The sequence below is a fragment of the Paraglaciecola arctica BSs20135 genome (assembly GCF_000314995.1).
Taxonomy (GTDB): Bacteria; Pseudomonadota; Gammaproteobacteria; order Enterobacterales; family Alteromonadaceae; genus Paraglaciecola; species Paraglaciecola arctica.
The window spans coordinates 103,337-126,432 of sequence record NZ_BAEO01000007.1; the positions used below are offsets into that span (position 1 = coordinate 103,337).

Genomic DNA, 23,096 nt, shown 5'->3' on the forward strand with positions numbered 1-23,096 from the left:
GAAATACGATCCAGAGGACTTCCTTGGGGAAAAGCGAGCGCTGTGCTTATGGGGAGAGTGTTTTGTCCTTGACTGCTTTTAAAAGATCATCCCATTTTTCAGGTGGAGTACCAGACTTCAACATCTTTTCGAATACTTTGTAAGCATCGGTCTTACTACCATAAGCTCGTTTATTTTTATCGTCATTTACCCAAGCATAAACGATCACTTTCGACTCTAAGTGGTAGCGGAAAAACAAACGGTATTGTTGGAAGAACTTTGCCCTAAACCAATGCTTGTTAGCATAACCTAATGTACTTCCTTGACGAAATTCAGAACTGGTAGGGTCGTGTGGTATTAATTCGAAGATTAACCTTTGAATAGCAGCTAATCGTTTAGTGGCATTTTTCTTAATGTAACCTTTAGGGTCATTTTTACGTAGAGCCTCAACTTGTGTTTTAAGACTCAAATACTGCTCTTTAAACAATGGATGAGTGTAAAGTGTCCAACCATTTACCACCATTGGTATCGTTTTTTGCAAACTTACTCGTCCTCATCCAATAACGGAGCATCTAAATCTATCTCAACACCTTGAACCAATGCATCGACACTTTCGCGCATACTTGCTGATAACGGTTCAACCTTTCCAGGATTAGCCAGCATATCACGCGCTATAAATGCTAAGAATTCACCAATAATCGGGTCGTTTTGTTGTGATGCTGCACGCGAGATAACAACGCTGCCATCAGACTGAATTGCATATTTTATTTTGTCTTTCTTTTCTAAGTGTAACGCCTGACGAACAGAACTAGGCACTGTAGTTTGAAAACGGTCTGTGAGTGTTTAACCTGCGGGGTCAGGTTCGTTGAAAATTAATTAAACTCAAGTTGTAAAGTACAAAATTTAGTACGTAATAAAGTCTATTATTGTGTTCTTTAGGTGCGTATATGTCAGTGCAATTAATTTTGGCCGAAAAAACGGTTTCAGTTTCTGAGTTAAGAAAAAAGCCGATGGATTATTTTATAGATGAGCCAGTAGCCGTTTTATCTAATAAGACCTGCGGGGTCAGGTTCGTTGAAAATCATTTCCTAAGACAGCCATAGACCTGCGGGGTCAGGTTCGTTGAAAATCATTTCCTAAGACAGCCATCATAGTGACTAAAGTCGGCCTCGCCGATGCCCTTGTCTTTTGATTTCCCCTCGCATGTATGTTCGCCAATTATCTGGCAAATTTAGCAGGTCGTCACAATGTGCTCCCGGCACTCTGTGACTCAATTTACGTCCTGTAAATTGCCCTGCGAAATTCACCAGATAATTGGACCTGCGGGGTCAGGTTCGTTGAAAATTATTATCTAAGACAGCCATCATAGTGACTAAAGTCGGCCTCGCCGATGCTCTTGTCTTTTGATTTCCCCTCGCATGTATGTTCGCCGATTATTTTTGATATTTTGTAGGGCAATTTACATGGGTGAAACTGGACTTTTTAGAAGCACCGCTTCGCCCAGTTGAACAGCTCGACAAGGAAGTCGAGATTGGGTGCCGATCATCAGGGATGTGTGATTGACTCAATCAAAGTGGTTACATCGGTTTGGGATGATCGTATTGAAATATCAAAAATAATTGGATGAAGAACATATCTGGCGAGCGGCATTTTTCTGGTTACTCTATTTTTTGCTGCTGAAAAAAGAGTAACTGGCTCGAAGGGATTCGGGTCAAAAACCATCAGGACGATGGCGCGAAGCGTGCTTTTAATTTTTTATACAGAGTAAAACATGCGCTAGCGCTTACCGCCCTCCATGGCTTTGTTCACACAGCATCCTTGCTGTACGACTTACTTTTTGCCTGCAGCAGCATAAAGTAAGCAAAAAGTGCCGCTCGATGGCAATGCTCTTCATCCAACTATTAGGCAAATTTAGCAGGTCGTTTGTACTTGCTCCAGGCAACGACAAACTTAATTTGCATCCCTGCAAATTATCCCACTAAATTCACCTAATAGTCGGCGAGCCTTGAGTCGAGGGTAAAGCAAAGAAAAAACTAAAGCTTCGGCTCCGCCGATTTTTATCTTTGGTGGCTCCGCCACAGCTTTCCCGCATTTAAAGTTTCAGCACAAAAAGGCTTATTTTAGGGGCAAATGACAGGGAAGTCATTTGAGTGAAAGCTGGAGGGACACATTCTGTAGCGACCCTAAAATAAGCCTTTTTGTGCGGTTAAGAACTTTAGTAGAGAGCGGCTTTCTTTGCTTACTTTCTTGAGCTGTAGCAAGAAAGTAAGTCAGACAGCAAGGATGCTGTTTGAAGAAAGGCATGGATGCCTGTGTGCAAAGCACATGCTTTTAATTAACACATAGAAAAGTGACTGGCTTGAAGGGATTCAAGTCAAAAACCCGCAAGGACGCGGGTGCCCGTCAGGGCATAAACCTCTATTTAAAATTAGCTCAGACTGACGCGCTATCTGTCGCCTTAGTTCGCGCCTGAATGCAAAGTTATCTGAAATACGATCCAGAGGACTTCCTTGGGGAAAAGCGATCGCTGTGCTTATGGGGTGAGTATTTTGTCCTTGACTGCTTTTAAAAGATCATCCCATTTTTCAGGTGGAGTACCAGACTTCAGCATCTTTTCGAATACTTTGTAAGCATCGGTCTTACTACCATAAGCTCGTTTATTTTTATCGTCATTTACCCAAGCATAAACGATCACTCTCGACTCCAAGTGGAAGCGGAAAAACAAACGGTATTGTTGGAAGAACTTTGCCCTAAACCAATGCTTGTTAGCATAACCTAATGTACTTCCTTGACGAAATTCAGAACTGGTAGGGTCGTGTGGTATTAATTCGAAGATTAACCTTTGAATAGCGGCTAATCGTTTAGTGGCATTTTTCTTAATGTAACCTTTAGGGTCATTTTTACGTAGAGCCTCAACTTGTGTTTTAAGACTCAAATACTGCTCTTTAAACAATGGATGAGTGTAAAGTGTCCAACCATTTACCACCATTGGTATTGTTTTTTGCAAACTTACTCGTCCTCATCCAATAACGGAGCATCTAAGTCTATATCAACACCTTGAACCAATGCATCGACACTTTCGCGCATACTTGCTGATAACGGTTCAATCTTTCCAGAGTTAGCCTGCATATCACGCGCTATAAATGCTAAGAATTCACCAATAATCGGGTCGTTTTGTTGTGCTGCTGCACGCGAGATAACAACGCTGCCATCAGACTGAATTGCATATTTTATTTTGTCTTTCTTTCCTAAGTGTAACGCCTGACGAACAGAACTAGGCACTGTAGTTTGAAAACGGTCTGTGAGTGTTGATTCAGTTTCTAAAGCAACTTGAGCCATAACAACCTCTATCTTTTACTTCTATTAAGAGTTTTTATTTTAGTATGAATGAACAGGTAATGCAAATGCATTGCCTGTTCTGATGGGGCTAGAAAATACTCTGGTCACTTACAATTAACTGGGCAGGAAAACTATCGGGGTCAGAACAAAGTTGAATCAATAAACAGGACTGTCATCAAAGTGGTTGTTTATAAAAGAATGGATTCCGGCCTAAAAGCACACCGGAATGACGTAAGTAATCAGTAGGATCGTAAATCCAATAAACAGGACAGACATGATAATTAGGTTCAGGCTTACGCTACTTAACTCTGCACTACGACCCCTTTTTCACGTTCCAGTCAATCGTCATCAAAGCCATTAACAACCAAACTCAAGTTGTAAAGTACAAAATTTAGTACGTAATTAAGTCTATTGTTATGTTCTTTAGGTGCGTATATGTCAGTGCAATTAATTTTGGCCGAAAAAACGGTTTCGGTTTCTGAGTTAAGAAAAAAGCCGATGGATTAATTTATAGATGAGCCAGTAGCCGTTTTATCTAATAACAAGACTGCTGGGTATATCATTACCAGCTTTCAGCCTCAAAGCGAGCAACTCTTGCCTCTGCCTCGGTGCAATGGGTAAGTAATACCAATTTTGATAACGTAATACTTGGGGTTTGCGTGATCAATCGAATCAACTTTGCTTCTAATGTTTCTAATTTATCAGCATGTCCCAATAAAGCAGTTTCAATCTTCCTGATAAGGTAATGAAACTCACCATCACCTTGTTTATTTAACTTATGTGAAATCATTTGATGTGCTTTTAGCTGCACGACGTAAGTTTGAATCTTTATCGCATCACCCGTTACACTCCAATTTCTTGAGCGACGTACTCGTTTTAATTCGCATTCATACTGTAATGCAATTGCTTTAGCTTGTTTAGCGGTCTCGCCCCCGATCCGGTGAATGAGAGAAGGAAGCGCAATGATAATATCTTCATTCATGGCTGTGAGTGCGTAAGTTTAATAAGGCTTTATGACTACCTATTAAATCATTAAGTAGGATATTTCCCCACTTGTTTCTTATTTTTGCTATTCAATGAATAAATCAAAAGAACGAGTGCTATTAAGCACCGAAGCGCTCTGTAGATAAAAGGGGGGCGAACCAACTCCGCCCTTAGTTGCATTGCCTTTACCCTTAAAGCGCAGCCATCACCATACCCATTGCTTGCATAAAAACATACATAGTTGCAGCTCTGTTTCGATTGCTGCAGTTGGATAATAGTGGCGAACAGGGCTATAAATATGGGTTGGCTATTAACAGCGCTTCGAGCTTTGACAAAAGCAGTTTCGCAGGCGATTCTTGGGATCCGGTTCACAAACTGCTCTCTTGTTGGTTTTTTTCGCAGGAGGTTGCTGGGAATATTGCAACGTAAAAGACTTCAAATATACAGGGGCTGATATCCTCAGCGCTACGGGGTAAATAGGTAAACTGCCCCTGAAGTTTCTGAGAAATTTGTTACACTGTGTCTTTTTTGACAGGAAACAAAGATGCTAAAACTCCACGGATTCTCTTCCAGTAATTACTACAACGTACCCAAGCTCGCCCTGCTTGAAAAAGGCCTGCCGTTTGAAGAGGTCGTGTCCTATACCGGCGTCGGTCCGAAATACAGGCCTGAGTATCTGCAGAAGAGCCCTTTGGGCAAAGTACCTTGCCTTGAGACACCGGAAGGCTTTATCAGCGAGTCCCTGGCGATCCTTGAATACATCGAGCGGGCGCATCCAGAACCTTCCCTGTTACCCGACACGCCGTTTGGTGTTGCCAAAGTACAGGAGTTTTCGCTGTTCATAGAGCTGTATTTTGAGCTGGTGGCACGCCGATTGATTCCGAACCTGCTAAGCGGCAGACAAGCGGATCCGGCGGTGCTTAAGGAAGTAGAATCAGGTCTTACTAAAGCAGCCGCTGCGCTGCCGACATTATCCAGCTTTGAAACCTTTGCTTATGGCGATCAATTTACGCTGGCCGATATCGCCGCGATCCTGAACTTGCCCGTCGTCCGCAACGTGGGCAACCGGTTCTTTAACAAAGATCCCTTGGCTGCAGTGCCCGGCCTGAGCGACTACTGTGCACGCATGGAAGAGCGACCTCACGTCAAAACCATCCGCGCCGATGCCGCAGCTGACAGGCCGGGTTTTATGGCACATTTGAAGGAACTCTACGGGATTTAGCATAAAGAGGCGGGGTAGCAAGCAGTGACAAAGTCGAGCACCGCCACAGATAAGTCTGTTTGAATAAAAGCCGTTCATCATCATAAGCAATATTCAGAGCTGGTTTGCACAACAGCGGGAGGCGCTTGTTCTGAATTATGTGAAAACAGTTGAGTAATAGGAGAGAAGTGGCTGACAGCTAATTACAATAATTACAAAGCCACCCATGTTTAAAACAATACCTTTGCAGAACTAGCAACTTCTCTTAATGAGGCAAAAGAACATAGCGAAGGGAAACTAACCTTAAAAACCCACGAGGTTAAAATTGTTGATGAACTGGTAATTTTACCCAATGAAATTTTGTCTATTCGTGAAAAATTTAATATGTCTCGTGGCGTATTTGCTAATTACTTACACACATCAGTGCGCACTTTAGAAAATTGGGAGCAAGGGCGCAGTGCGCCCAATGGACAAGCGGTAACCTAGTTGAAATTAGTACAATCTCATCCCGAAACCTTATCGCATATTGCAGCGTTGTAATTCTTAGGACTGAATAAGTAGGTCCGTTATTTTAAGCAAAGCTCCAAGCTAAGGCCGAACCAACTCCGCCCTTAGCTGCATCGCCTTTACCCTCAAAGCGCAACCATCAGCATGATCATTCACCATACCCATGGCTTGCATAAAAGCATACATAGTAGTGGGGCCAACAAATTTCCAACCGCGTTTTTTTAAGTCTTTAGATAACGCGACAGATTCTTCGCATGTGGCCATAAACCCTGGGGCAATAGTTTCATCTCGCTTTGGCTCAAATTGCCAAAAGTAATGAGCTAATGAATCAAATTCCGCCATCATTTGTTGCGCCCGCTTGGCGTTGTTTATGGTGGCAGTGATTTTGCCGCGATGCCGCACTATGCCTGCGTTTAGCACTAAACGCTCAACATCGTCATCGGTAAATTTAGCCACAAGATTAAAATCGAAATTAGCAAAGGCGGCTCTGAAATTGTCACGCTTTACCAAAATAGTTAGCCAGCTCAGGCCTGACTGAAATCCTTCTAAACAAATCTTTTCGAAGAGTCGTTGATCATCGGTAACGGGGTAGCCCCATTCGTTTTCGTGATACGCAACATACTGAGGCGTTGCCTGACACCAAGCACATCGTACTTTGCCATCCTCGGCGGTATAGATTTCTGACATAGTTACATCTCACTTATTTTGTATGTAATACCGTATAAAGTGGGCAAGCCTTAAAATCGACATCAGCTCCACTGCGGTACTTTGCTAGAATTCGTTCCGATTGACGGGCTATCTGTCGCCTTAGTTCGCGCCTTGCGCCCTTAACACTGGGAACAGGTGTTGAATCATAAGCACTGGTTTGATGTCGCATCCAGGCCATGACTGCCATGGCCGCCTTATCTTCCAAGGTGACTGATGAGCTACGGGCTACTGTACCGCTGCCCACGGGCACCGCATGTTCTTTTACCAACTTTGACAACTGCTCAACCAAAAGCTGATGTTTTGGGTCGAAGTTGAGAAATTGCATGATCTCTTGTTGAAAGTCTTCGCCGAAGACCGTTTCCTTTGCTTCGCGGTGAACTTTGGCCTGGGCTAATTTCTTTTGATGTTTGGGATCGGCTCGTTGCGCTTCGACAAGTGTTATCGCTTCTTCAATCTGTTCTTTTGCAGCCCAAACGCCGTGAGAAAATGCCTTGCGGCCTTTTTTTTCCTGAACTGTCCAAGTCGGCCCTAAGGATTTTAACTTGCGTGTAACCGAGGCATCTCCGGCAGGTAAATTTTCCCAACCTGTCGGCACTGTAAAAACCTTGCCCGTTTTATCTTTAAGGCTATTATCGGAATTGGTGATTAAAAAGCTGCGTGTTTCTGTAGGCATTTATTACTTCCATGGGTGTTTCAGCTTTCTTCGGTTCAATTTTTCGATTCAGTTCTCGATTCAATTGCCACCAAAAATAGCAACATCAGGCTCTTCTTCCAGAGAGCTGAAGAAGACTCTTTACTCTGTAAACGTTGAAATATTTAATTGTGGATTGTACTGGGTATTTGCAATCCGCGAAATACAAAAGGGGGAGTGAATTTTATTACTATTCACTCCCCCTTTTTTCCGGAATGAAACTCTCTCCGGGCCATTTTTGCTGGTCTTATTAACTTAACTTGCTGCTTGTTCTTGGTGTTGATGGCCGCCTTCACCATGAACATGGCCATGAGTGAGTTCTTCTTCAGTCGCTTCTCTCACTTCAATTACCGAGCCTGAAAAATGCAGTATTTTACCTGATAACGGGTGATTAGGATCGACTGTGATTTCATCACCGTCAACTTTAGCGATCGTCAATTGAACCGGGCCGTTTTGAGCTTGGGCAGTAAAAACCATGCCTGTTTCAATGCTTTCAACGCCTTCAAATACCTCGCGAGGCACAACTTGTAGAATTTCTTCATTGTATTCACCGTAGGCATCGGCCGGTTCAACGGTTACATCAAACTCTTCACCAGGGGCTTTACCCACAAGTGCAGCTTCTAAACCGGGAATAATATTGCCTTGGCCATGTAAATATACCAGTGGTGCAGCCCCTTCTGAGCTATCAACAACTTGGCCTTCGGTGTCTTTCACTGTGTAGTTCAAAGATACTACTTTTTGATCTGTAATCATTTTCTCTCCTGTCATATTTAGTCAGTTGTATTTATAGCGAAGGTGGATGCCACCAATATTCAAGTCGCTCAAGCACAATTGCACTATAAATGTCTCACCATAAGAATTTGGGGCCTTCTCACTCAATTCAAGGGGGGCCATAGAACTTAGCGCTGACACTTGTTGGCAGATCCTCTGCGCTTAGGATCACTAAAATCAGAAAAAATAAACAGAAATAAACAGGACAGCCAAAATAAACAGGACAGCCAAAATAAACAGGACAGCCATGTTAATCTCTCATCGAAAAAAAAGAACTGTTCTTAACTCTTTAGTAAAACCTCTGGAGGCTTTGCCATTGCCTTTCCCGCAATTAAAGTTTGAGCACAATAAGCCATTTTATGGGTACTCTTTTTTGCTGTTCCATATTGACAGGATAAATATAGAACAGCTTCAGCTGGTCTTTAGGTAAAGGTCTGGATCTACTTTTTAAAAAGAGTATCTGGCTAGAAGAGATTCTAGCCAAAAACCATCAGGACGCAGCGCTGCTACGCGCCCTTAAAATTACGCTTGTTTTTTAAACCTACGTAAACCTAACCCCATCAAGCCAAATGCAAAAATAGCCGTGTTAGAAGGAGCAGAAACATCACTCGTGGGTGCTTGAATAGCAAATGACCGCAAGTTATTGAACCCAATGAAGGCGTTGCTAAATTGTATGTATTTTATGGTGTTGGATGCGCTGTTGAACCCGAGGTCGAACCCTGAGTTATCTGCCGCTCCAGTGTCGAAGTTTAATGTGTGAGATTCTATCAGAGTAAAACTCTCATCAAAAATACTCATTATCGGGATCCCGCCCCATTTCGGGTTATAATTCACAAATGCTAAAACTTCGCTTACCGCGGAGTCAAATTCTATGGTCAGATCACCGATTGATTCATTTAGCCCTATCATATCCATTGAATTCCAAGTTCCGTTGGGGTTGAACTTATATGCACCCTCATATCCATATAGTGAATATGAGGATGTGGATGAATATGTGATGCCACTTTCTGCTATAGTCCCAGCTGTGTAGTAAACACTGCTAATAAACTCATGGGTGGCAGCCCCTGAGGATATGCTGGTTATTAACCCTGCGTTAGCGATATTGAGCACACAACTGGTAGATAAAATAATGCCTGCGAATAGTGTTTTTAGAAAATTAGATTTCATTTGATATTCCTTTTTAACCAATTCAATTATTTGAACGGCCAACGTTAATAAAATAAGCTACAAACTCCATGATCTAGCGTGCTTTTGCGTGGCGATTTAGCCTAATATTTTGTTTTCAAAATATTATTTTCGGTGATTATAGAAAGTTTTAAATTGCTCTACTATCCGATTTTCGCAAACCCTAGTTAAATATCTTTAATCTTGAATTGGATTTATTCTGCAGCGTATTCAGTCATTTTTATTTGACGTAAAAATACATGGTTAGGGAATAGCGTTCGCTGGAGAGTGTTACGAGGATAAAGTTGGCTGCATTTTTCCAAGTAACTACTTGGAATACCACGCTAGGTGAAATTAGTTGTCACTTAAAATGTGTTTGGATTAAGTCGTTGTATGAGTAATGGTATCAAGGGCGCTTTCAAACCCCCTTGATTATATGAGTCATGCTGTCTGGTAAAGCATGAGCACTTTTTTAAGACGAGCGGTATATTAAACGCTATATTTACGACGCATCACGAGGCCGAATAAACCTAATGCCATCAACAAAACACTAGCAGGCTCTGAGACTTCTGGCGTATCAACAATCAAAGCTTCGCCGAAGTCAAAATCATCTATAGCAATAGCAGAATCATTGGGGGAGACTGAATTCCATGAGAAAGTTTTCACATTGTCCCAGCCAGCAAAAACAACTTGTTGCCAAGATGCAGTGATGTCGACCGATAGAGAATAAAGCACATTACCGCCTACACCATCTAAACCTTGGAAAAGCACAGTAGCGTCACCCAGCCTAGCATCGGCATGAACAAACAAACTGTTAAGTGAAAAGTTACCTACATCTCGGGTAAATTCAGCAAATGAATCAGGCGCATTCAGCATAAATTTATCACCGCTATTCGCCGTCGGTGTAGTAAAAAAACACGTGCTAGTATTATTAAACCCGCCAGAACTAACGCCTGCGCCTGGTCCGGAACGATTACTTAATGTAAACCCATCAACGGTTCCCCCAAAACCTATATTACAACTAGAGGGATTCGTCGTAGATTCAAAATCAATCAGAGTGGCATTGGCTGAGGTAATAAATAACCCCAAACATATTACTATTAATTTTTTCATTAAATTTTCCTTAGTTTAACTGAAGTTAGTCCTATTTCTGCAATTCAAAATTAATTTTAGAGGCAAAATATTTGTTATATCATCTAAATTTAATCTGAAAAAACAGACAATGATTATTAACGCTTGGTATTCCAAGTTGTATGTCTACGACGGATCACTAGCCCAAATAATCCTAATGCCATCAATAAGGCACTAGCAGGCGCTGAAACTTCATTTACCGGGGCAATGGCGCGTACCAATGCAACGCCATAATATTCTGATGGACCGAATGCTCCCCCTTGGGTATCGCTAAGTAACCTTGCGTATCCGTTTACTTTGGTATAGTCCGGGTAATCGTCAACGGTATAATCACTGCGAAGCTCTGCAACGTTAGTCTTTCCGTCAGAGTCTGTGTCTAGTCCAAAAAATGCGCCAGTGGCATCGACAGGATCTGAAGGAAGTGAAGGATCGCCCCCATATAAAAAGCTAATGCTGAATAAGGTTAAAAACTGTTCAATCGGGTCGCTATTGATATCATCTCCCGAGTTCCATGGCGTCACTTGGGTTTGTGATGTATTTTCATTGTCGTCCCAAGGCGTGCTTGCGCCAAAACCAAAGGCATTGAACAATCCTGCCATGTGCACATTGGAAGCAACGCCCCAGCCCTGTGAGGCATAAATTGCTAATGCGGAATCAATAGACAGACCTCTTGTTTCATCCCACTGTAACCATTCCAAACCGCCGCTGGTGACAATGTTAGTAGCTTCATCGAGGGTATAGTCGTTGTAAGTAACCAATGCAGCATTAGCAAAACTACATGTGCATAATAAACCTAAGCCAAGCAGTACTTTTTTCATCCGTTTTACCTATATATTGAGGACTTGATAATTGTTGAAGGTTGTAATGACAGTTGTCGACATAGCAACAACAATCAAACCAATATTTAGATTTCAAGAGTAAGTTTTGAGCGGATGATAACTATTTCAAAATCAAGCCACTATCCGATTTTCGCAAAACTGAAATTAAATCACGGGCATTTTTATTGATTTTTCAAAGAATGCCTATCAACCGAAAGGATGATTTTGAGGTAGAGAATTATAATTTTAGTAAGGTTTGAATTTTGTATATTTGTGTTATTTAGACGTTTTCTAATGAATAAGATGACTCATAGCTATGCGTAATTGTGCGGGTTTAATCGGTTTGGTTAGCCTGACTTGTTTGGCTGCATTGATTTCAGCGATGACGTCGTTACCTGTATCGCCGGTCAAAATTATCCCAGGAATATCACCGACTTGTTGTTGAATAAGCTTTATCAGTTCACAACCATTTATGTCACCCGGCATTCTATAATCTGCAAGTATAATGTCTGGTTGGTAACCGTCTTGAATAAGTTTGAGAGCTTTCTTAGTGGAATCGGCGCTGGTGGCGTGGCTCCCCCAACTGACAATAATGTTTTCCATGGCTTGTAAAATCTGTACTTCGTTGTCGATGACCATCACTTTTAAATTATTGAGTTTGTCTTTTAGTGCTGGATGCGAGGGCTTATGTTTATTTTGCTCAGTTTGTTTGCCTTTGGGAAGTACAACAATAAACTCCGTTCCTTTGCCTAATTTTGTTGTAAAGCTGAGTTGGTAATTAAGCCTTTGAGATATTCTTTTTACAATCGCCAACCCAAGGCCAAGCCCTTTATTTCTATCGCGTTCTGGGTTGTTTAATTGATAAAACTCGTTAAATATTTGTTCTTTATCTGCTTGTGGTATGCCGATGCCCGTATCGCGGATATGCAGCTGTAAATTGTTATTATTCTGGGTGCAATGAATGTTAATTTCACCCTGTTTAGTATAACGAATCGCATTCGATAAGAGGTTACGTATGACTTGTTCAAGAAGAACGGGGTCGGTATAAACAAAATGCTCGCAATCTTTTATCACTAGTTTTAGCTGTTTATTTGCCGCTTGGATTGAATACTGCTCAATCCATTTAGACATGAGTAGCGCAAGTGAAAAATTGCTGTTGCTTATGCGTAACGTATTTGAGTCAATTTGGGTGATATCGAGTAACGCATTGAAAAGTTCATCTAAAGAATCCAGTCCGTGTCGAATATGCATGAGATCGCTTTTTTGATCGTTGGTTGTTATTTTTTGCTCTAAGGTTTCTACAAATAAATTAACCGCATGTAATGGCTGGCGAAGATCGTGACTGGCTGCAGCGAGAAACCTCGATTTATCAATGTTGGCCTTGTTGGCCGTTTCGGTTTGTTTTTTTAAGTCTGTGACGAGGTCGATATTTTGGTACTTCAATTCGAGAGAGTTATTAATAACACGATGCATATTGCGGCTAAACACAAAACTTATAGCCATATAAATGAGAATGCCAAAACAAGACCACATATAAAGTAGACTATCTTGCAAAAACATCATGATAACAATGGGCGCACTAGCCGGGAAAGCAAAGGCGGCATGGGTTAAAGGCCTAGATGATAGTGCAATCATGCTAGCCCCAATCACCACTATCAGTGTGAGTAGAATGGCGGTAAAGGTTTCTAATAATTCAGGTCGAAAAAATAACAATGCGACGCTGCCCCAGAGCAGTCCTGCAATTAATGCGGTTATTGTATACGCTTTGCCTTGACGATAAATTTGCTCGATAGATGCGTTTTTACTATCGAATGAGCGTTGGTGTATCCATCGCGCAAACGTCAGTAAATAGATGCTGCCAACCCAAGATAATATTTTGAAGGGGGACTCACTGTCCCAAAGTACACTCGCAAGTGGAATACAGCCTATTGCGTTGCCAATTAAAGTAACTGGCATATTATCGTGAACAATTAAAATTTTATCGGCAATGATCCTATCTGTATGAGAGTTTTCTGTTGTTATGATGGTAAATACTCCATAAAACCAATGTTATGTAAGCGTGTTAGAGCGGTACTAAAACAAAAATAAATTAGTCTAACCCCAGTTGTTGTGCTTTTTTAATGGCTTCTGTTCTGCTTTGGGTGCCCAGAGCTTGAAAAATGGCTACTATATGCGTTTTGACTGTGGCCAGACTCAGAAATAGCTGCTCGGCAATCGCCTTATTTGACAAGCCGTGACGTATCAAGCGCAACACTTCTAATTGTCTAATAGTCAGATTATGTTGGCTAGCCCAATCAGTAGATGTTGAATTGAGAGTATTTGACTGGTTATTATTGCTCGGTTTCACAATTTCGCCTCGTAGCACCGATTCAATGGCATGTTGTATTTGTTTGCCATTAGATGACTTAGAAACAAACCCCATTGCCCCTAATTCAAGGGTTTTATCCACATCCCATGGATCTTCAGATGCAGTCACCATAATGATGGGCGTTAAACACAGTGATTTGGACAATTCTTCAAGTAGGCTAAACCCATCAATTCCGGGTAACCGCAGATCAATCAATGCCACGTCATAGGCATTATTCGACAGTTTCTCCAGTGCCTGATGCCCATTACTCACACACTCGAATTCGACATCCGAGAATATGTTTTTCAAAACTGACCGTATCCCTTCAAGAAATAGGTGATGGTCATCTGCAAGTAATACTTTCATGGAGCCTGAGTATGGCATTAATAAAATCCAGAATAAAATCAACCTTTTGATTGATGTTGCTTTAGATGAATTATCTGTAAATTATGAGTCGCTCAACATAGTCAGTCCTCTTAATTAATTAAATGGGAGGATACTTTAGTTTTAAGAATATAAGACCTTAAATCTAAGGGCTATCCGATTTTCGCAAAAAAGGAATTTAAATTTTGGAGGGGTTAACTCTTGCGTAAAAGGGAGAGGGGGTAGTCTTTACATTATTGTAGGTTGTCAATTCCTGCATTGGGAAGTCATTATGAATTTATGTTGTATCAGTGGTGATTATGCTTAAGCAAAGTACTCTTTTTCGCAAACTACCTTTATTTGATGCATGTGAACAGCAGTCGGCACAAAATTGGTTACCATTAGAGATAACTCAACTTTCGGCTGGCCCATATCAAGGTCAATTACGTGAAATTCAACATCATGATGTCAGTGTGTTTTTTGAACAGCAAAACTGCATGGTTCATAAACGAGGCATAATGGTTGACCCATTTTGTACCGTTTCTTTTGCTCGCTCGACTAACGCACAAGTACGTCTCTCTGAATATGATTCACAAGATAACTCTTTGTTTTTTATTCCCAGTGAAAGTGAGGTGGATGTTCAAGTTGCTGGTGATGTTGAAACTGTGTATTTTCGGTTTAATCAAGCAAAGTTTCTTGAGCGAGCAAGAGCTATCTCACCGCAATACTGGGCGACAGTGCCAGACAGTGCCTTGATTTTTGAATCACCTCTTAGAAAATCATTGGAGGTCTTTTCACATCACCTTTATTCACATCCTTTATTTCAATCTGATGCTGAGGTGACCAATGATAATCAAGGGCTGTGTTCATTTATTATGGACAGATTGTTATTAGCATTAGATGAGTCATCTGTTAATCATGATGTCCGTCAAGATTTGATAGCGCGGTACCGCGCTAAAGAACGAGTTAATCAAGCATTAGACTATATCCATGGAGTGCTTGAAAATGAAGGTTGCCCCAGTATTGTGGATATATGTGTTGAAATGAACATAAGTCAGCGCAATCTACAGTACAGTTTTAAAAAGATATTAGGCTTCACGCCTAATGTTTATCTCTATCATCTTCGACTAAATCGTGCTCGTGCCCAACTGATAAAAGCTGATAACAATAATATCACGGTGACTCAGGTTGCAATGTATTGGCAGTTTTGGCATTTAGGGCGATTTTCTAATGACTATCTAAGGTTATTTGGTGAATTACCTTCTGTTACTTTATCCAGAGTACTCACTTAAACTCATGCCAAGAATTTTTATCTAAACAAATTAGTAAGCTAGTTATTTTAAAATAGCAGATGCCCTTCAGTGATAATAAACCAAGTCATTCTTTCAAACTTATAACAATATGCTTATTTTGTTCCCTAGGCATATAGGTATAGCGGGGGATTGAGAAAATTTTCTTTTAGGCAGTACAAAATATTTGGTGAATATCAAACAAGGGTATAACCTGTTGTTAACATTTGCTTGATTGTATTAACGTGGAGAACATATTTAAAATGCCAAAAACCAATTTATGGAATGTATTTAAAAGTGTCGCAGCCAGTGTATTGGGTGTGCAAAGTGACGCCAATTATAAAAGTGATTTTCAGCAATCTTCTTTTGTACCTTTTGCCATAGTTGGGGTTGTGTTTGTTTTGGGTTTGATTGGCATCTTGATTTTGATTGTGAATCTGGTGCTGTGATGTATAGCGTTGCTGGACGTATTGGCCAATTTCAAAAGAACTCATCTTTGCCTAAAACACCTGTCTAATTGGCTGTGACGTGCGACAGAATGTTCTTTCATTCTATTTTTATAGAATCAAATGTAATTGTTGGTATTTCATACAAGTCTGCCGATACATAGGTATCGAGCCTAGGCATCATATTTAATCTTTCAAAAGAGTCAATTTTATGAATAAAACCAACAAAATATTTACCTATCTTTTTTGTGCTCTATTTTTAGAAAGTTTGTTGCTTGCATTCTTTTTTGATTCATATATTTCGGCTTTAGTGATTGGATTTCCGGCTTTACTAGTGCCCTTATATTTTAATAGAACTGCTCCGTTGGCCGCCATTACTAGGCATGTGTCTGCAATGGCGACTATGATATTTGCCGCCTTACATATACATCAAACCAATGGGCTCATTGAAGTACATTTTGAAATTTTCATTTTGTTGGCTTTTTTAATTATTTATCAAGATTGGCGTTTACCACAGTGATCATTCATGCGGTGTACGCTATTACAGAAGGTGTTGTAGCAGGCTATATGGCAAAATCCATGGCAGATGAGTGTAAAGCCGGAGAAGAATTAGCACTAGTAGCAAAAGAGTTGATGGCAGATCAAAGTGCAATAGATTTAAGTATAAAAACTAATGCAGGGGACAATAGCACCTTAATTTCATTTAACGAGTTGTTGGGGCTTTTATTTAAGGTTATTAGCAATGTTAAGGAACAAGTGGTTGAGTTAAACGCTAACTCAAATACCTTAATAAACACAAAATTAGAACTGGAAAAGTCTTCTTCACAACGTCAACTTGAAACCGATGTAATTGCCACATCTGCCGAAGAAATGGCTGTGACAGTAGCCTCAATAGCTAAAGATACCAGCAACTTAAGTGATCAAATGAAAGAAGCTAATGATTATACTCAAGCTGCAAATGAAGATATTCTTTGTATCAATGTTCAAAATGAAGCCTTAACTACGGCCTTAGAAAAAACCAATGTGCAAGTGACTGAGTTGGTTAGCTCCACTGAGGCGATTTCAAATGTATTGTCAGAAATTGCCAGTATCGCTGAACAAACAAATTTATTGGCGCTTAACGCAGCTATTGAAGCTGCAAGGGCCGGAGAGCACGGAAGAGGGTTTGCTGTGGTAGCTGATGAGGTCCGTGCATTGGCCACTCGTACTAAAGACAGTACCAATAAAATTGGTGGCACACTTTCGTTATTGCAAGGGTATTCACAATCAGCGACAGAATCTATGGCTGATAGCATAGAAATTGTGCAATCAGTTATTGAAAGCGCCCATAAAGCTCAGCAACAAATAGCTCAGGCCACGAGTTTAGTTGATCAAGCTAGTTCCATATCTATCAATGTGGCGGCAGCTGTAGAGCAACAATCAGTCACAACTGACGGGATTGCAAAAAGTGCAGAAACCTTAAGAGGTACTGTACAAACGGATATTGAAAAAGTTAATAATTTAGGGATTGAAGCCTCAAAAGTTAGTCAAACTGCAGCTGAGATGGAACAAAAAATTGCTCGCTTTAAATAGCAAACTCAAAAAACGTCACCTTACTATTGTTGTTGTTTGGATACTTTTTACTGTTTTAGCCTTTGCCTACTTTACAAAACAAAGGTTAGTAAACTTTGATATTGATAATAAGTTGCAAGGAGTTGATCATCTTCAACTGGCAAATTATTTACAAAATTATACCTCTAGCGAAACTATAGGTTTAGGGAATGGATTAGATAGTGGTTTAGGAAATCGAGTGATACATTTTTCTAAACCTAATTGTGCTTGTCAACAATTTAGCCAGGAGCATATTTCAGCTCTTAACAAAATGGCCGAAGCTAATCAGTTTAATGTTGTTAATGTGGTGGTTGAGCAAGATGATCTTATCCCCGCCACACCTTCGGTTGCCATATTAGATGGCAATGGCGATGTTATTTATTATGGCCCTTATGGACAAGGTCTAGGTTGTTCTCAGACTTCTGGTTTTGCACAAACTATGCTTAACAATTTTGTAAAAGGTTTTTCAGCAAATATTATCATTAGGGAAGCAAAAGGTTGTTATTGCCACCTTGGATAATGTGCTTCAATAATGTTTAAGATGTTTATATTTGACTCAATTTTTCCAGAGCTAACCGATTTAGTATCACTATTTTCCCATAACGTAGCTTAATGACTTGTTCTGTTTGTAGGCTTTGCAAAATCTTGTTCACTGTTTGTCTTGAACTGTGAATAAGCTGCGCTAGTGCATCTTGCGAAATCGACAGCTCGTTTGTCATAGTGTGTTGTTGCTCTTCCAAGCCCTTGTGTAACAAACTTAACCTTTTGCACAATTGCCCTTTTAAGGATAAACAGCCGGTTTCGTCTATTAGGCTGAATGTAGCCCGTACCCGCTGACACAACAATCGCATAATGTGAATTTGCCATTGGTTATCTTCGCTTAATAAAAAATCAAAAACGGCTTTAGGGCACATAAGTAAGGTGGTGGCGCCTTCTGCATGTGCATCGTGGGTGCGCGGTTGACCGTCTATCAAAGATATTTCACCAAACCAATTTCCAGGCTGGATCCAAGTAAGCACAAGTTCCTTGCCTTCTAGAGTAAAATTACTGGCGCGAATTAGCCCTGTTAACACACAATAAAATCCATCTGCCATGTCGTTTTTTTGATGTAATATCTGTTTGTCATTTAGGTGTTTTATTTTGCATTTTTGTTGTAATTGCTTGGCTAAATTTTCAGGCAAAGAGGCAAACCAAGGATTTTGTTTGAGTATGTAATTTACTTCAGCGCTTTGCATAAAAATTTTCCAATTGTCACATTGACGACAGTTTGTATTCTGCTCAGTAGATTAAGCTAGTGCAACTAAAATTTAGTCGAGAAATTGATATGACCTCATCAGTAAAACAACAAGTTAGTGAGCAAGAATGGCAAACCCGAGTTGATTTAGCTGCCTGTTATCGCGCAGTGGCTATGTTCGGCTGGGATGATCTAGTGTTTACCCATATATCAGCCCGTGTGCCTGGGCCTGAACATCATTTTTTAATTAATCCTTACGGTTTTATGTTTGAAGAAATTACCGCTTCTAGTTTGGTTAAAATCGACTTGCAAGGTAATAAGGTGATGGACTCGGATTACGATATTAATCCAGCTGGATTTACCATTCATAGTGCTGTGCATGAAGCCCGTGATGATGCCAAATGTGTGCTTCACTTGCATACTGCTGCGGGTATAGCCGTGTCTGCGAGTAAACAAGGTTTGTTACCTCTTAGTCAACAATCATTGTTTCCACTTTCGTCATTGTCTTACCATGATTATGAAGGTGTGGCTCTTAATCCAGATGAAAAATCACGTCTTGTGGCTGATTTAGGTGAAACCAATTTTATGATTTTGCGTAATCATGGGCTGTTAACTTGTGCAGATACTATTGAGGATGCGTTTGTGTATATGTATTTTCTGGAATGTGCTTGCCAAATTCAGCTTAAAGCGCAAGCCAGTGGCCAAGAATTGATCCTTATTCCGTCGCAGATTTTGGCAGGTATTCAGGCACAAGCTAAACAGGTGACACGTTCAGCTGGTGGGGGCTTAGCATGGCCGGGAATATTACGTAAATTAGACCGTAAAAATCCTGGATATGAGCTGTGATTTTTGACAACGCTTAATTTAGAAAAATACATAAAACATGCTGAATTTAGTGAGTTGTGCGGCCATCGTATCGCTCACTGGCAATCTGTGGATTTTCAAAAAAGTCATAACAAAGACACTGTTTTATTTATCCATGGTTTTCCAAGTGCTGCTTGGGATTGGCACTTTCAATGGAAACATTTAGCTGGGCAATACCGCTTACTTTGTTTAGATTTATTAGGTTTTGGTTTATCCGACAAACCCAAAGATCATCAATATAGTTTGTTGGAGCAAGCGGATATTGTGCAGGCGTTATTGAATAAGTTAGGCGTTAAAAATTATCATATTCTTGCACACGACTACGGTGATTCAGTTGCGCAGGAGTTATTAAGTCGCCAAGAAGCTAAAGATAAAGCCGCTAATATTTTGTCTCTTTGTTTTCTAAATGGCGGCTTATTTGCGTCACATCATAGGCCGCTATTCGCCCAAAAATTATTGAAGAGTCGACTCGGCGGTTTGGCCAGTCACTTTATGAATAAGGCGAGTCTGAGAAGAGGTTTTAATAAAATATTCGCCCCTAAAAGTCAGCCGAGCGATTATGAAATTGAGACCTTGTGGCAACTAATCGAACACAATGACGGTAAAAGGGTGTTACCTAAGTTATTAAGCTACATTGACGAACGCAGCCAACACACAAAACGTTGGATTGACAGCATGAGCAGCACCGCTGTTCCTTTGTATTTTATCAATGGTGTGCACGATCCCATATCTGGGCAACATATGCTTGACCATTATATCGACATTATTCCGAACGCAAGAACAACTGCGTTAGATGTGGGGCATTATCCACAGCTAGAGGCGCCAAAAGAAGTTTTGGCTTTGTACCAAACCTTTTTGAACGACGTCATAGGTTGAATTTTCTACACTCAACCTTATTTCTTTTGTCTACTCCCTAACTAAAGAATCTATATGTTTCATTTGGCCCAGGTAAATATAGGCATCACTAAAGGCGCTATGGATAGTGCAGTGATGAAGGTATTTAGCGATAACCTAGATCCTATCAACGCTATCGCGGAAGCGTCAGAAGGTTTTGTCTGGCGACTCAAAGATGAGGGTGGCAACGCTACTGATATTGCGTTTTCAGACAATCCTAACGAACTGGTGAATATGTCAGTGTGGGAGTCGGTGGACGGCCTTAAGCATTTTATGTTTAAGACACATCATATTGATTTCCTGAAGCGCAAAAAGGAATGGTTTGAAACACCATCCGAAGCCACCTACGTGCTTTGGTGGATCCGAAGCGGACATATTCCCACTATTGAAGAAGCTAAACATAAATTAAGCTTGATTAGGAAACACGGTGAAACAGCTGAGGCTTTTAGTTTTAAAAAGGTGTTTGCTGCGCCTAACGACGGCTTAATGAATAACTAAGCACCAGTTGGTTTTATAAAACACGTCAGGGCATGGCATAATATCCCTCTCATAAAATTTGTTATTTTTTATCTATGAAAATATATTACGAAGACAGCATGCCTTATGCCGCTGAGTTTTTTAACGAACTTGGAGAGTGTCAGGTGTTCTCTCATAAAACGGTTAACGCTGCTATGTTGGCCGATGCTGATGTTTTATTAGTGCGCTCTACCACTAAAGTAAACGCTAACTTACTTTCGCAAAATACCCGTCTGCAATTTGTGGCTACGGCCACTGCGGGAACTGATCATGTAGACCAAGAATATTTAGCAACACGTGGCATTCCATTTGTTTCAGCGGGTGGTTGTAATGCTGTAGCTGTAGCTGAATATGTATTGAGTGCCATGATAGTGACAGCCAATAAACATAGCTGGCAGTTAGCCGACAAAACAGTGGGCATTGTTGGGGCAGGGCATGTGGGCACTGCACTATCTAGTCTTTTAACTGTGCTTGGTATCAAACATAAGTTATGTGATCCACCTTTGGCTGATGGCGGTGACACTCGAGCTTTTGTGACAATGGACGAAATTATGCAATGTGATGTGATCACCTTGCATGTGCCATGGGTTAAAGAAGGCAAATATCAAACTCAAGGTATGTTTGATAAACACAGGTTAAAACAATTGTCTGAACAACAATTATTGATCAACGCCTGTCGAGGTGAAGTCTTAGATAATCAAGCGGCACTAGAATTGTTTGAACAAGGCAAAAAGCTAAATTTAGTTTTAGATGTATGGGACAACGAACCTGATATTAAGTTGGAATTGATCCCGCATATTGCCTTAGCTACGGCACATATTGCCGGTCACACTATTGAAGGTAAGGCCAGAGGTACCGAAATGTTGTATTTGGCTTTGTGTGAGTTGTGGGGTAAACAAGCCGATAAAAAACTCAGCGATTATTTGCCCAAAGCTACTATTGGACCTTTGATAGTCAAAGATACCCAAGATTTGCTAAAGGCTGCAAGCCAGTTGATACTTAAAGTGTATGATATATCTGAAGATGACCAAGCTTTTAAAAAACAAGCTGATGGGCCAGATCAGTTTAGATATATCCGAAAACACTATCCTATAAGAAGAGAATTTTCTGCAATTGTCGTAAATGCTGGAAATTTTGTCGATTCAAAGGCAATCTACGCCCTTGGATTTTTGCCGCTATAATAGCGTTTTAAAATTTGTACTTTAAACCAATAATTTAAATTTTTAGGAGTAATAAAACCATGTCTCGGGCCTTTGATGTTGCCGTGTTGGGCGCTACTGGATTAGTAGGACAACATATGATCGAAATTCTTGAACAGAGAGATTTTCCGATTAACAAACTTTATCCATTAGCCAGCGCACGTTCTGCAGGCGGAAAGGTGACCTTCAAGGGAAAAGAGATTACCGTTTTAGATGCAGATGAATTTGATTGGAGTCAGGTGCAACTTGGCTTTTTCTCTGCTGGTGGCAGTGTCTCTGAAAAATTTGCTCCTATTGCAGCCGAAGCTGGTTGTGTGGTGATCGATAATACCTCTCACTATCGCTACGATGCAGATATTCCTTTGGTTGTGCCAGAAGTGAATCCTCAAGCATTAGCCGATTTCCGTAATCGTAATATTATTGCTAATCCTAACTGTTCGACTATTCAAATGATGGTGGCTTTAAAGCCTATCCATGATGCAGTTGGTATTGAGCGAATTAACGTCTGTACCTACCAATCAGTATCGGGTGGCGGTAAGGAAGCAATAGATGAATTAGCCCATCAAACTGCGGCACTGTTAAGTGGCAAAGAAGTGAAGACTGAAGTTTTTAGTCGCCAAATCGCTTTTAACGTTATCCCTCAAATCGATGTGTTTATGGATAATGATTACACCAAAGAAGAAATGAAAATGGTGTGGGAAACCAAAAAAATCATGGGCGATGACACTATCTTAGTGAATGCAACGGCTGTACGTGTACCTGTGTTTTATGGTCACGGCGAAGCTATTCACCTTGAAACCCGAGCGCCAATTGATGCGGAAGAAGTTAAAGATTTATTAGCTAACGCTCCAGGTGTAGTGCTACATAGAGAGAGAGAAGATTTTCCTACTCAAGTAAGCAGTGCCAGTGGTAACGATGATACTCATGTTGGTCGAGTCAGAAACGATATATCCCATCCAAATGGCATTAATTTGTGGGTTGTCTCTGATAACGTACGAAAAGGTGCGGCAACTAACAGCGTACAAATCGCTGAAGTGCTGATTAGAGATTATATGTAGGTA

General features: G+C 40.7%; 24 protein-coding genes and 2 pseudogenes. 12 read left to right on the plus strand and 14 right to left on the minus strand.

The window, feature by feature from the left end; genetic code table 11:
- Positions 1 to 46 precede the first annotated feature (46 nt).
- From GARC_RS02465 to GARC_RS02490, 5 genes and pseudogenes are all read right to left on the minus strand, one after another.
- Positions 47 to 502, minus strand: coding sequence for a type II toxin-antitoxin system YhaV family toxin (locus GARC_RS02465; RefSeq protein WP_007616344.1), 456 nt, complete (start codon positions 500 to 502; stop codon positions 47 to 49).
- 20 nt (positions 503 to 522) lie between these two features.
- Positions 523 to 822, minus strand: a pseudogene (locus GARC_RS02470) (type II toxin-antitoxin system PrlF family antitoxin); the annotation flags it as partial.
- A gap of 1,690 nt (positions 823 to 2,512) precedes the next feature.
- Entirely contained in the window at positions 2,513 to 2,968 is a 456-nt protein-coding gene (locus GARC_RS02480; protein ID WP_007616351.1) for a type II toxin-antitoxin system YhaV family toxin, read from the minus strand.
- Between the two features lie 20 nt (positions 2,969 to 2,988).
- Positions 2,989 to 3,318: a type II toxin-antitoxin system PrlF family antitoxin gene (locus tag GARC_RS02485; RefSeq protein ID WP_007616354.1), complete on the minus strand. Its 330-nt coding sequence runs from the start codon at positions 3,316 to 3,318 to the stop codon at positions 2,989 to 2,991.
- Positions 3,319 to 3,880: 562 nt separating this feature from the next.
- Positions 3,881 to 4,300 (minus strand): ribosome recycling factor family protein, encoded by a 420-nt coding sequence (locus tag GARC_RS02490; protein WP_007616356.1) that lies wholly within the window; start codon positions 4,298 to 4,300, stop codon positions 3,881 to 3,883.
- 546 nt (positions 4,301 to 4,846) lie between these two features.
- Between GARC_RS02490 and GARC_RS02500 the strand changes: the two genes are divergently transcribed.
- Positions 4,847 to 5,524 carry a glutathione S-transferase family protein gene (locus GARC_RS02500; RefSeq protein WP_007616357.1) on the plus strand — a complete coding sequence of 226 codons (678 nt, stop codon included), beginning with the start codon at positions 4,847 to 4,849 and terminating at the stop codon, positions 5,522 to 5,524.
- Between the two features lie 222 nt (positions 5,525 to 5,746).
- Positions 5,747 to 5,989: pseudogene (locus tag GARC_RS27645) on the plus strand (helix-turn-helix domain-containing protein); the annotation flags it as partial.
- A 102-nt stretch (positions 5,990 to 6,091) separates the two neighbouring features.
- Here GARC_RS27645 and GARC_RS02510 read toward each other — a convergent pair.
- From GARC_RS02510 to GARC_RS02545, 8 genes are all read right to left on the minus strand, one after another.
- Positions 6,092 to 6,697, minus strand: a complete 606-nt coding sequence (locus GARC_RS02510; protein WP_007616359.1) for a DNA-3-methyladenine glycosylase I — start codon at positions 6,695 to 6,697, stop codon at positions 6,092 to 6,094.
- A gap of 13 nt (positions 6,698 to 6,710) precedes the next feature.
- The gene (locus tag GARC_RS02515) at positions 6,711 to 7,391 is read right to left on the minus strand and encodes a DUF2293 domain-containing protein (RefSeq protein WP_007616360.1); all 681 of its coding nucleotides are present in this window, start codon (positions 7,389 to 7,391) and stop codon (positions 6,711 to 6,713) included.
- Between the two features lie 273 nt (positions 7,392 to 7,664).
- Positions 7,665 to 8,162, minus strand: coding sequence for a peptidylprolyl isomerase (gene slyD, locus GARC_RS02520; protein ID WP_007616361.1), 498 nt, complete (start codon positions 8,160 to 8,162; stop codon positions 7,665 to 7,667).
- Positions 8,163 to 8,702: 540 nt separating this feature from the next.
- Positions 8,703 to 9,347 carry a hypothetical protein gene (locus GARC_RS02525; RefSeq protein ID WP_007616363.1) on the minus strand — a complete coding sequence of 215 codons (645 nt, stop codon included), beginning with the start codon at positions 9,345 to 9,347 and terminating at the stop codon, positions 8,703 to 8,705.
- Positions 9,348 to 9,833: 486 nt separating this feature from the next.
- Positions 9,834 to 10,457 (minus strand): PEP-CTERM sorting domain-containing protein, encoded by a 624-nt coding sequence (locus GARC_RS02530; protein WP_007616364.1) that lies wholly within the window; start codon positions 10,455 to 10,457, stop codon positions 9,834 to 9,836.
- Between the two features lie 116 nt (positions 10,458 to 10,573).
- A complete protein-coding gene (locus tag GARC_RS25795; protein ID WP_007616365.1) occupies positions 10,574 to 11,293 on the minus strand; it encodes a PEP-CTERM sorting domain-containing protein in 720 nt (239 codons plus the stop codon).
- 291 nt (positions 11,294 to 11,584) lie between these two features.
- Positions 11,585 to 13,249 (minus strand): ATP-binding response regulator, encoded by a 1,665-nt coding sequence (locus GARC_RS02540; RefSeq protein ID WP_007616366.1) that lies wholly within the window; start codon positions 13,247 to 13,249, stop codon positions 11,585 to 11,587.
- Between the two features lie 133 nt (positions 13,250 to 13,382).
- The gene (locus GARC_RS02545) at positions 13,383 to 14,024 is read right to left on the minus strand and encodes a response regulator transcription factor (RefSeq protein WP_226989048.1); all 642 of its coding nucleotides are present in this window, start codon (positions 14,022 to 14,024) and stop codon (positions 13,383 to 13,385) included.
- Positions 14,025 to 14,323: 299 nt separating this feature from the next.
- Here GARC_RS02545 and GARC_RS02550 point away from each other — a divergent pair, with 299 nt between their 5' ends.
- The 5 genes from GARC_RS02550 to GARC_RS02570 all read left to right on the plus strand — a co-directional run bounded on the left by GARC_RS02550 (position 14,324) and on the right by GARC_RS02570 (position 17,848).
- Positions 14,324 to 15,295 carry a helix-turn-helix domain-containing protein gene (locus tag GARC_RS02550; protein WP_007616370.1) on the plus strand — a complete coding sequence of 324 codons (972 nt, stop codon included), beginning with the start codon at positions 14,324 to 14,326 and terminating at the stop codon, positions 15,293 to 15,295.
- 260 nt (positions 15,296 to 15,555) lie between these two features.
- Positions 15,556 to 15,741, plus strand: a complete 186-nt coding sequence (locus GARC_RS02555; RefSeq protein WP_007616372.1) for a DUF2970 domain-containing protein — start codon at positions 15,556 to 15,558, stop codon at positions 15,739 to 15,741.
- Between the two features lie 208 nt (positions 15,742 to 15,949).
- Positions 15,950 to 16,258, plus strand: coding sequence for a hypothetical protein (locus GARC_RS02560; RefSeq protein ID WP_039988465.1), 309 nt, complete (start codon positions 15,950 to 15,952; stop codon positions 16,256 to 16,258).
- Positions 16,255 to 17,310: a methyl-accepting chemotaxis protein gene (locus GARC_RS02565; protein WP_039988467.1), complete on the plus strand. Its 1,056-nt coding sequence runs from the start codon at positions 16,255 to 16,257 to the stop codon at positions 17,308 to 17,310. The genes GARC_RS02560 and GARC_RS02565 overlap by 4 nt, the downstream gene beginning before the upstream one ends.
- Positions 17,294 to 17,848, plus strand: a complete 555-nt coding sequence (locus GARC_RS02570; protein ID WP_007616374.1) for a DUF6436 domain-containing protein — start codon at positions 17,294 to 17,296, stop codon at positions 17,846 to 17,848. Before GARC_RS02565 ends, GARC_RS02570 begins: the two co-directional genes overlap by 17 nt.
- Before the next feature lie 25 nt (positions 17,849 to 17,873).
- On the opposite strand, the gene GARC_RS02575 is transcribed toward GARC_RS02570, so the two are convergent.
- Positions 17,874 to 18,563 (minus strand): Crp/Fnr family transcriptional regulator, encoded by a 690-nt coding sequence (locus GARC_RS02575; RefSeq protein WP_007616375.1) that lies wholly within the window; start codon positions 18,561 to 18,563, stop codon positions 17,874 to 17,876.
- A gap of 89 nt (positions 18,564 to 18,652) precedes the next feature.
- Between GARC_RS02575 and GARC_RS02580 the strand changes: the two genes are divergently transcribed.
- From GARC_RS02580 to GARC_RS02600, 5 genes are all read left to right on the plus strand, one after another.
- A complete protein-coding gene (locus tag GARC_RS02580; protein ID WP_007616376.1) occupies positions 18,653 to 19,408 on the plus strand; it encodes a class II aldolase/adducin family protein in 756 nt (251 codons plus the stop codon).
- 3 nt (positions 19,409 to 19,411) lie between these two features.
- Complete coding sequence (locus GARC_RS02585; RefSeq protein ID WP_007616377.1) at positions 19,412 to 20,302, plus strand: alpha/beta fold hydrolase; 891 nt, start codon at positions 19,412 to 19,414, stop codon at positions 20,300 to 20,302.
- A gap of 54 nt (positions 20,303 to 20,356) precedes the next feature.
- The gene (locus GARC_RS02590; protein WP_007616378.1) at positions 20,357 to 20,818 is read left to right on the plus strand and encodes a DUF3291 domain-containing protein; all 462 of its coding nucleotides are present in this window, start codon (positions 20,357 to 20,359) and stop codon (positions 20,816 to 20,818) included.
- A 74-nt stretch (positions 20,819 to 20,892) separates the two neighbouring features.
- Entirely contained in the window at positions 20,893 to 22,017 is a 1,125-nt protein-coding gene (locus GARC_RS02595) for a 4-phosphoerythronate dehydrogenase (RefSeq protein ID WP_007616379.1), read from the plus strand.
- Between the two features lie 59 nt (positions 22,018 to 22,076).
- A complete protein-coding gene (locus tag GARC_RS02600; protein ID WP_007616380.1) occupies positions 22,077 to 23,093 on the plus strand; it encodes an aspartate-semialdehyde dehydrogenase in 1,017 nt (338 codons plus the stop codon).
- Positions 23,094 to 23,096: the final 3 nt, after the last annotated feature.

What these genes read in the sequence shown, in the direction of transcription:
- GARC_RS02465 (WP_007616344.1), bottom strand. Translation starts at nt 502, where the DNA reads ATGGTGGTAAATGGTTGGACACTTTACACTCATCCATTGTTTAAAGAG.
- GARC_RS02480 (WP_007616351.1), bottom strand. Translation starts at nt 2,968, where the DNA reads ATGGTGGTAAATGGTTGGACACTTTACACTCATCCATTGTTTAAAGAG.
- GARC_RS02485 (WP_007616354.1), bottom strand. Translation starts at nt 3,318, where the DNA reads ATGGCTCAAGTTGCTTTAGAAACTGAATCAACACTCACAGACCGTTTT.
- GARC_RS02490 (WP_007616356.1), bottom strand. Translation starts at nt 4,300, where the DNA reads ATGAATGAAGATATTATCATTGCGCTTCCTTCTCTCATTCACCGGATC.
- GARC_RS02500 (WP_007616357.1), top strand. Translation starts at nt 4,847, where the DNA reads ATGCTAAAACTCCACGGATTCTCTTCCAGTAATTACTACAACGTACCC.
- GARC_RS02510 (WP_007616359.1), bottom strand. Translation starts at nt 6,697, where the DNA reads ATGTCAGAAATCTATACCGCCGAGGATGGCAAAGTACGATGTGCTTGG.
- GARC_RS02515 (WP_007616360.1), bottom strand. Translation starts at nt 7,391, where the DNA reads ATGCCTACAGAAACACGCAGCTTTTTAATCACCAATTCCGATAATAGC.
- slyD (WP_007616361.1), bottom strand. Translation starts at nt 8,162, where the DNA reads ATGATTACAGATCAAAAAGTAGTATCTTTGAACTACACAGTGAAAGAC.
- GARC_RS02525 (WP_007616363.1), bottom strand. Translation starts at nt 9,347, where the DNA reads ATGAAATCTAATTTTCTAAAAACACTATTCGCAGGCATTATTTTATCT.
- GARC_RS02530 (WP_007616364.1), bottom strand. Translation starts at nt 10,457, where the DNA reads ATGAAAAAATTAATAGTAATATGTTTGGGGTTATTTATTACCTCAGCC.
- GARC_RS25795 (WP_007616365.1), bottom strand. Translation starts at nt 11,293, where the DNA reads ATGAAAAAAGTACTGCTTGGCTTAGGTTTATTATGCACATGTAGTTTT.
- GARC_RS02540 (WP_007616366.1), bottom strand. Translation starts at nt 13,249, where the DNA reads ATGCCAGTTACTTTAATTGGCAACGCAATAGGCTGTATTCCACTTGCG.
- GARC_RS02545 (WP_226989048.1), bottom strand. Translation starts at nt 14,024, where the DNA reads ATGCCATACTCAGGCTCCATGAAAGTATTACTTGCAGATGACCATCAC.
- GARC_RS02550 (WP_007616370.1), top strand. Translation starts at nt 14,324, where the DNA reads ATGCTTAAGCAAAGTACTCTTTTTCGCAAACTACCTTTATTTGATGCA.
- GARC_RS02555 (WP_007616372.1), top strand. Translation starts at nt 15,556, where the DNA reads ATGCCAAAAACCAATTTATGGAATGTATTTAAAAGTGTCGCAGCCAGT.
- GARC_RS02560 (WP_039988465.1), top strand. Translation starts at nt 15,950, where the DNA reads ATGAATAAAACCAACAAAATATTTACCTATCTTTTTTGTGCTCTATTT.
- GARC_RS02575 (WP_007616375.1), bottom strand. Translation starts at nt 18,563, where the DNA reads ATGCAAAGCGCTGAAGTAAATTACATACTCAAACAAAATCCTTGGTTT.
- GARC_RS02580 (WP_007616376.1), top strand. Translation starts at nt 18,653, where the DNA reads ATGACCTCATCAGTAAAACAACAAGTTAGTGAGCAAGAATGGCAAACC.
- GARC_RS02590 (WP_007616378.1), top strand. Translation starts at nt 20,357, where the DNA reads ATGTTTCATTTGGCCCAGGTAAATATAGGCATCACTAAAGGCGCTATG.
- GARC_RS02595 (WP_007616379.1), top strand. Translation starts at nt 20,893, where the DNA reads ATGAAAATATATTACGAAGACAGCATGCCTTATGCCGCTGAGTTTTTT.
- GARC_RS02600 (WP_007616380.1), top strand. Translation starts at nt 22,077, where the DNA reads ATGTCTCGGGCCTTTGATGTTGCCGTGTTGGGCGCTACTGGATTAGTA.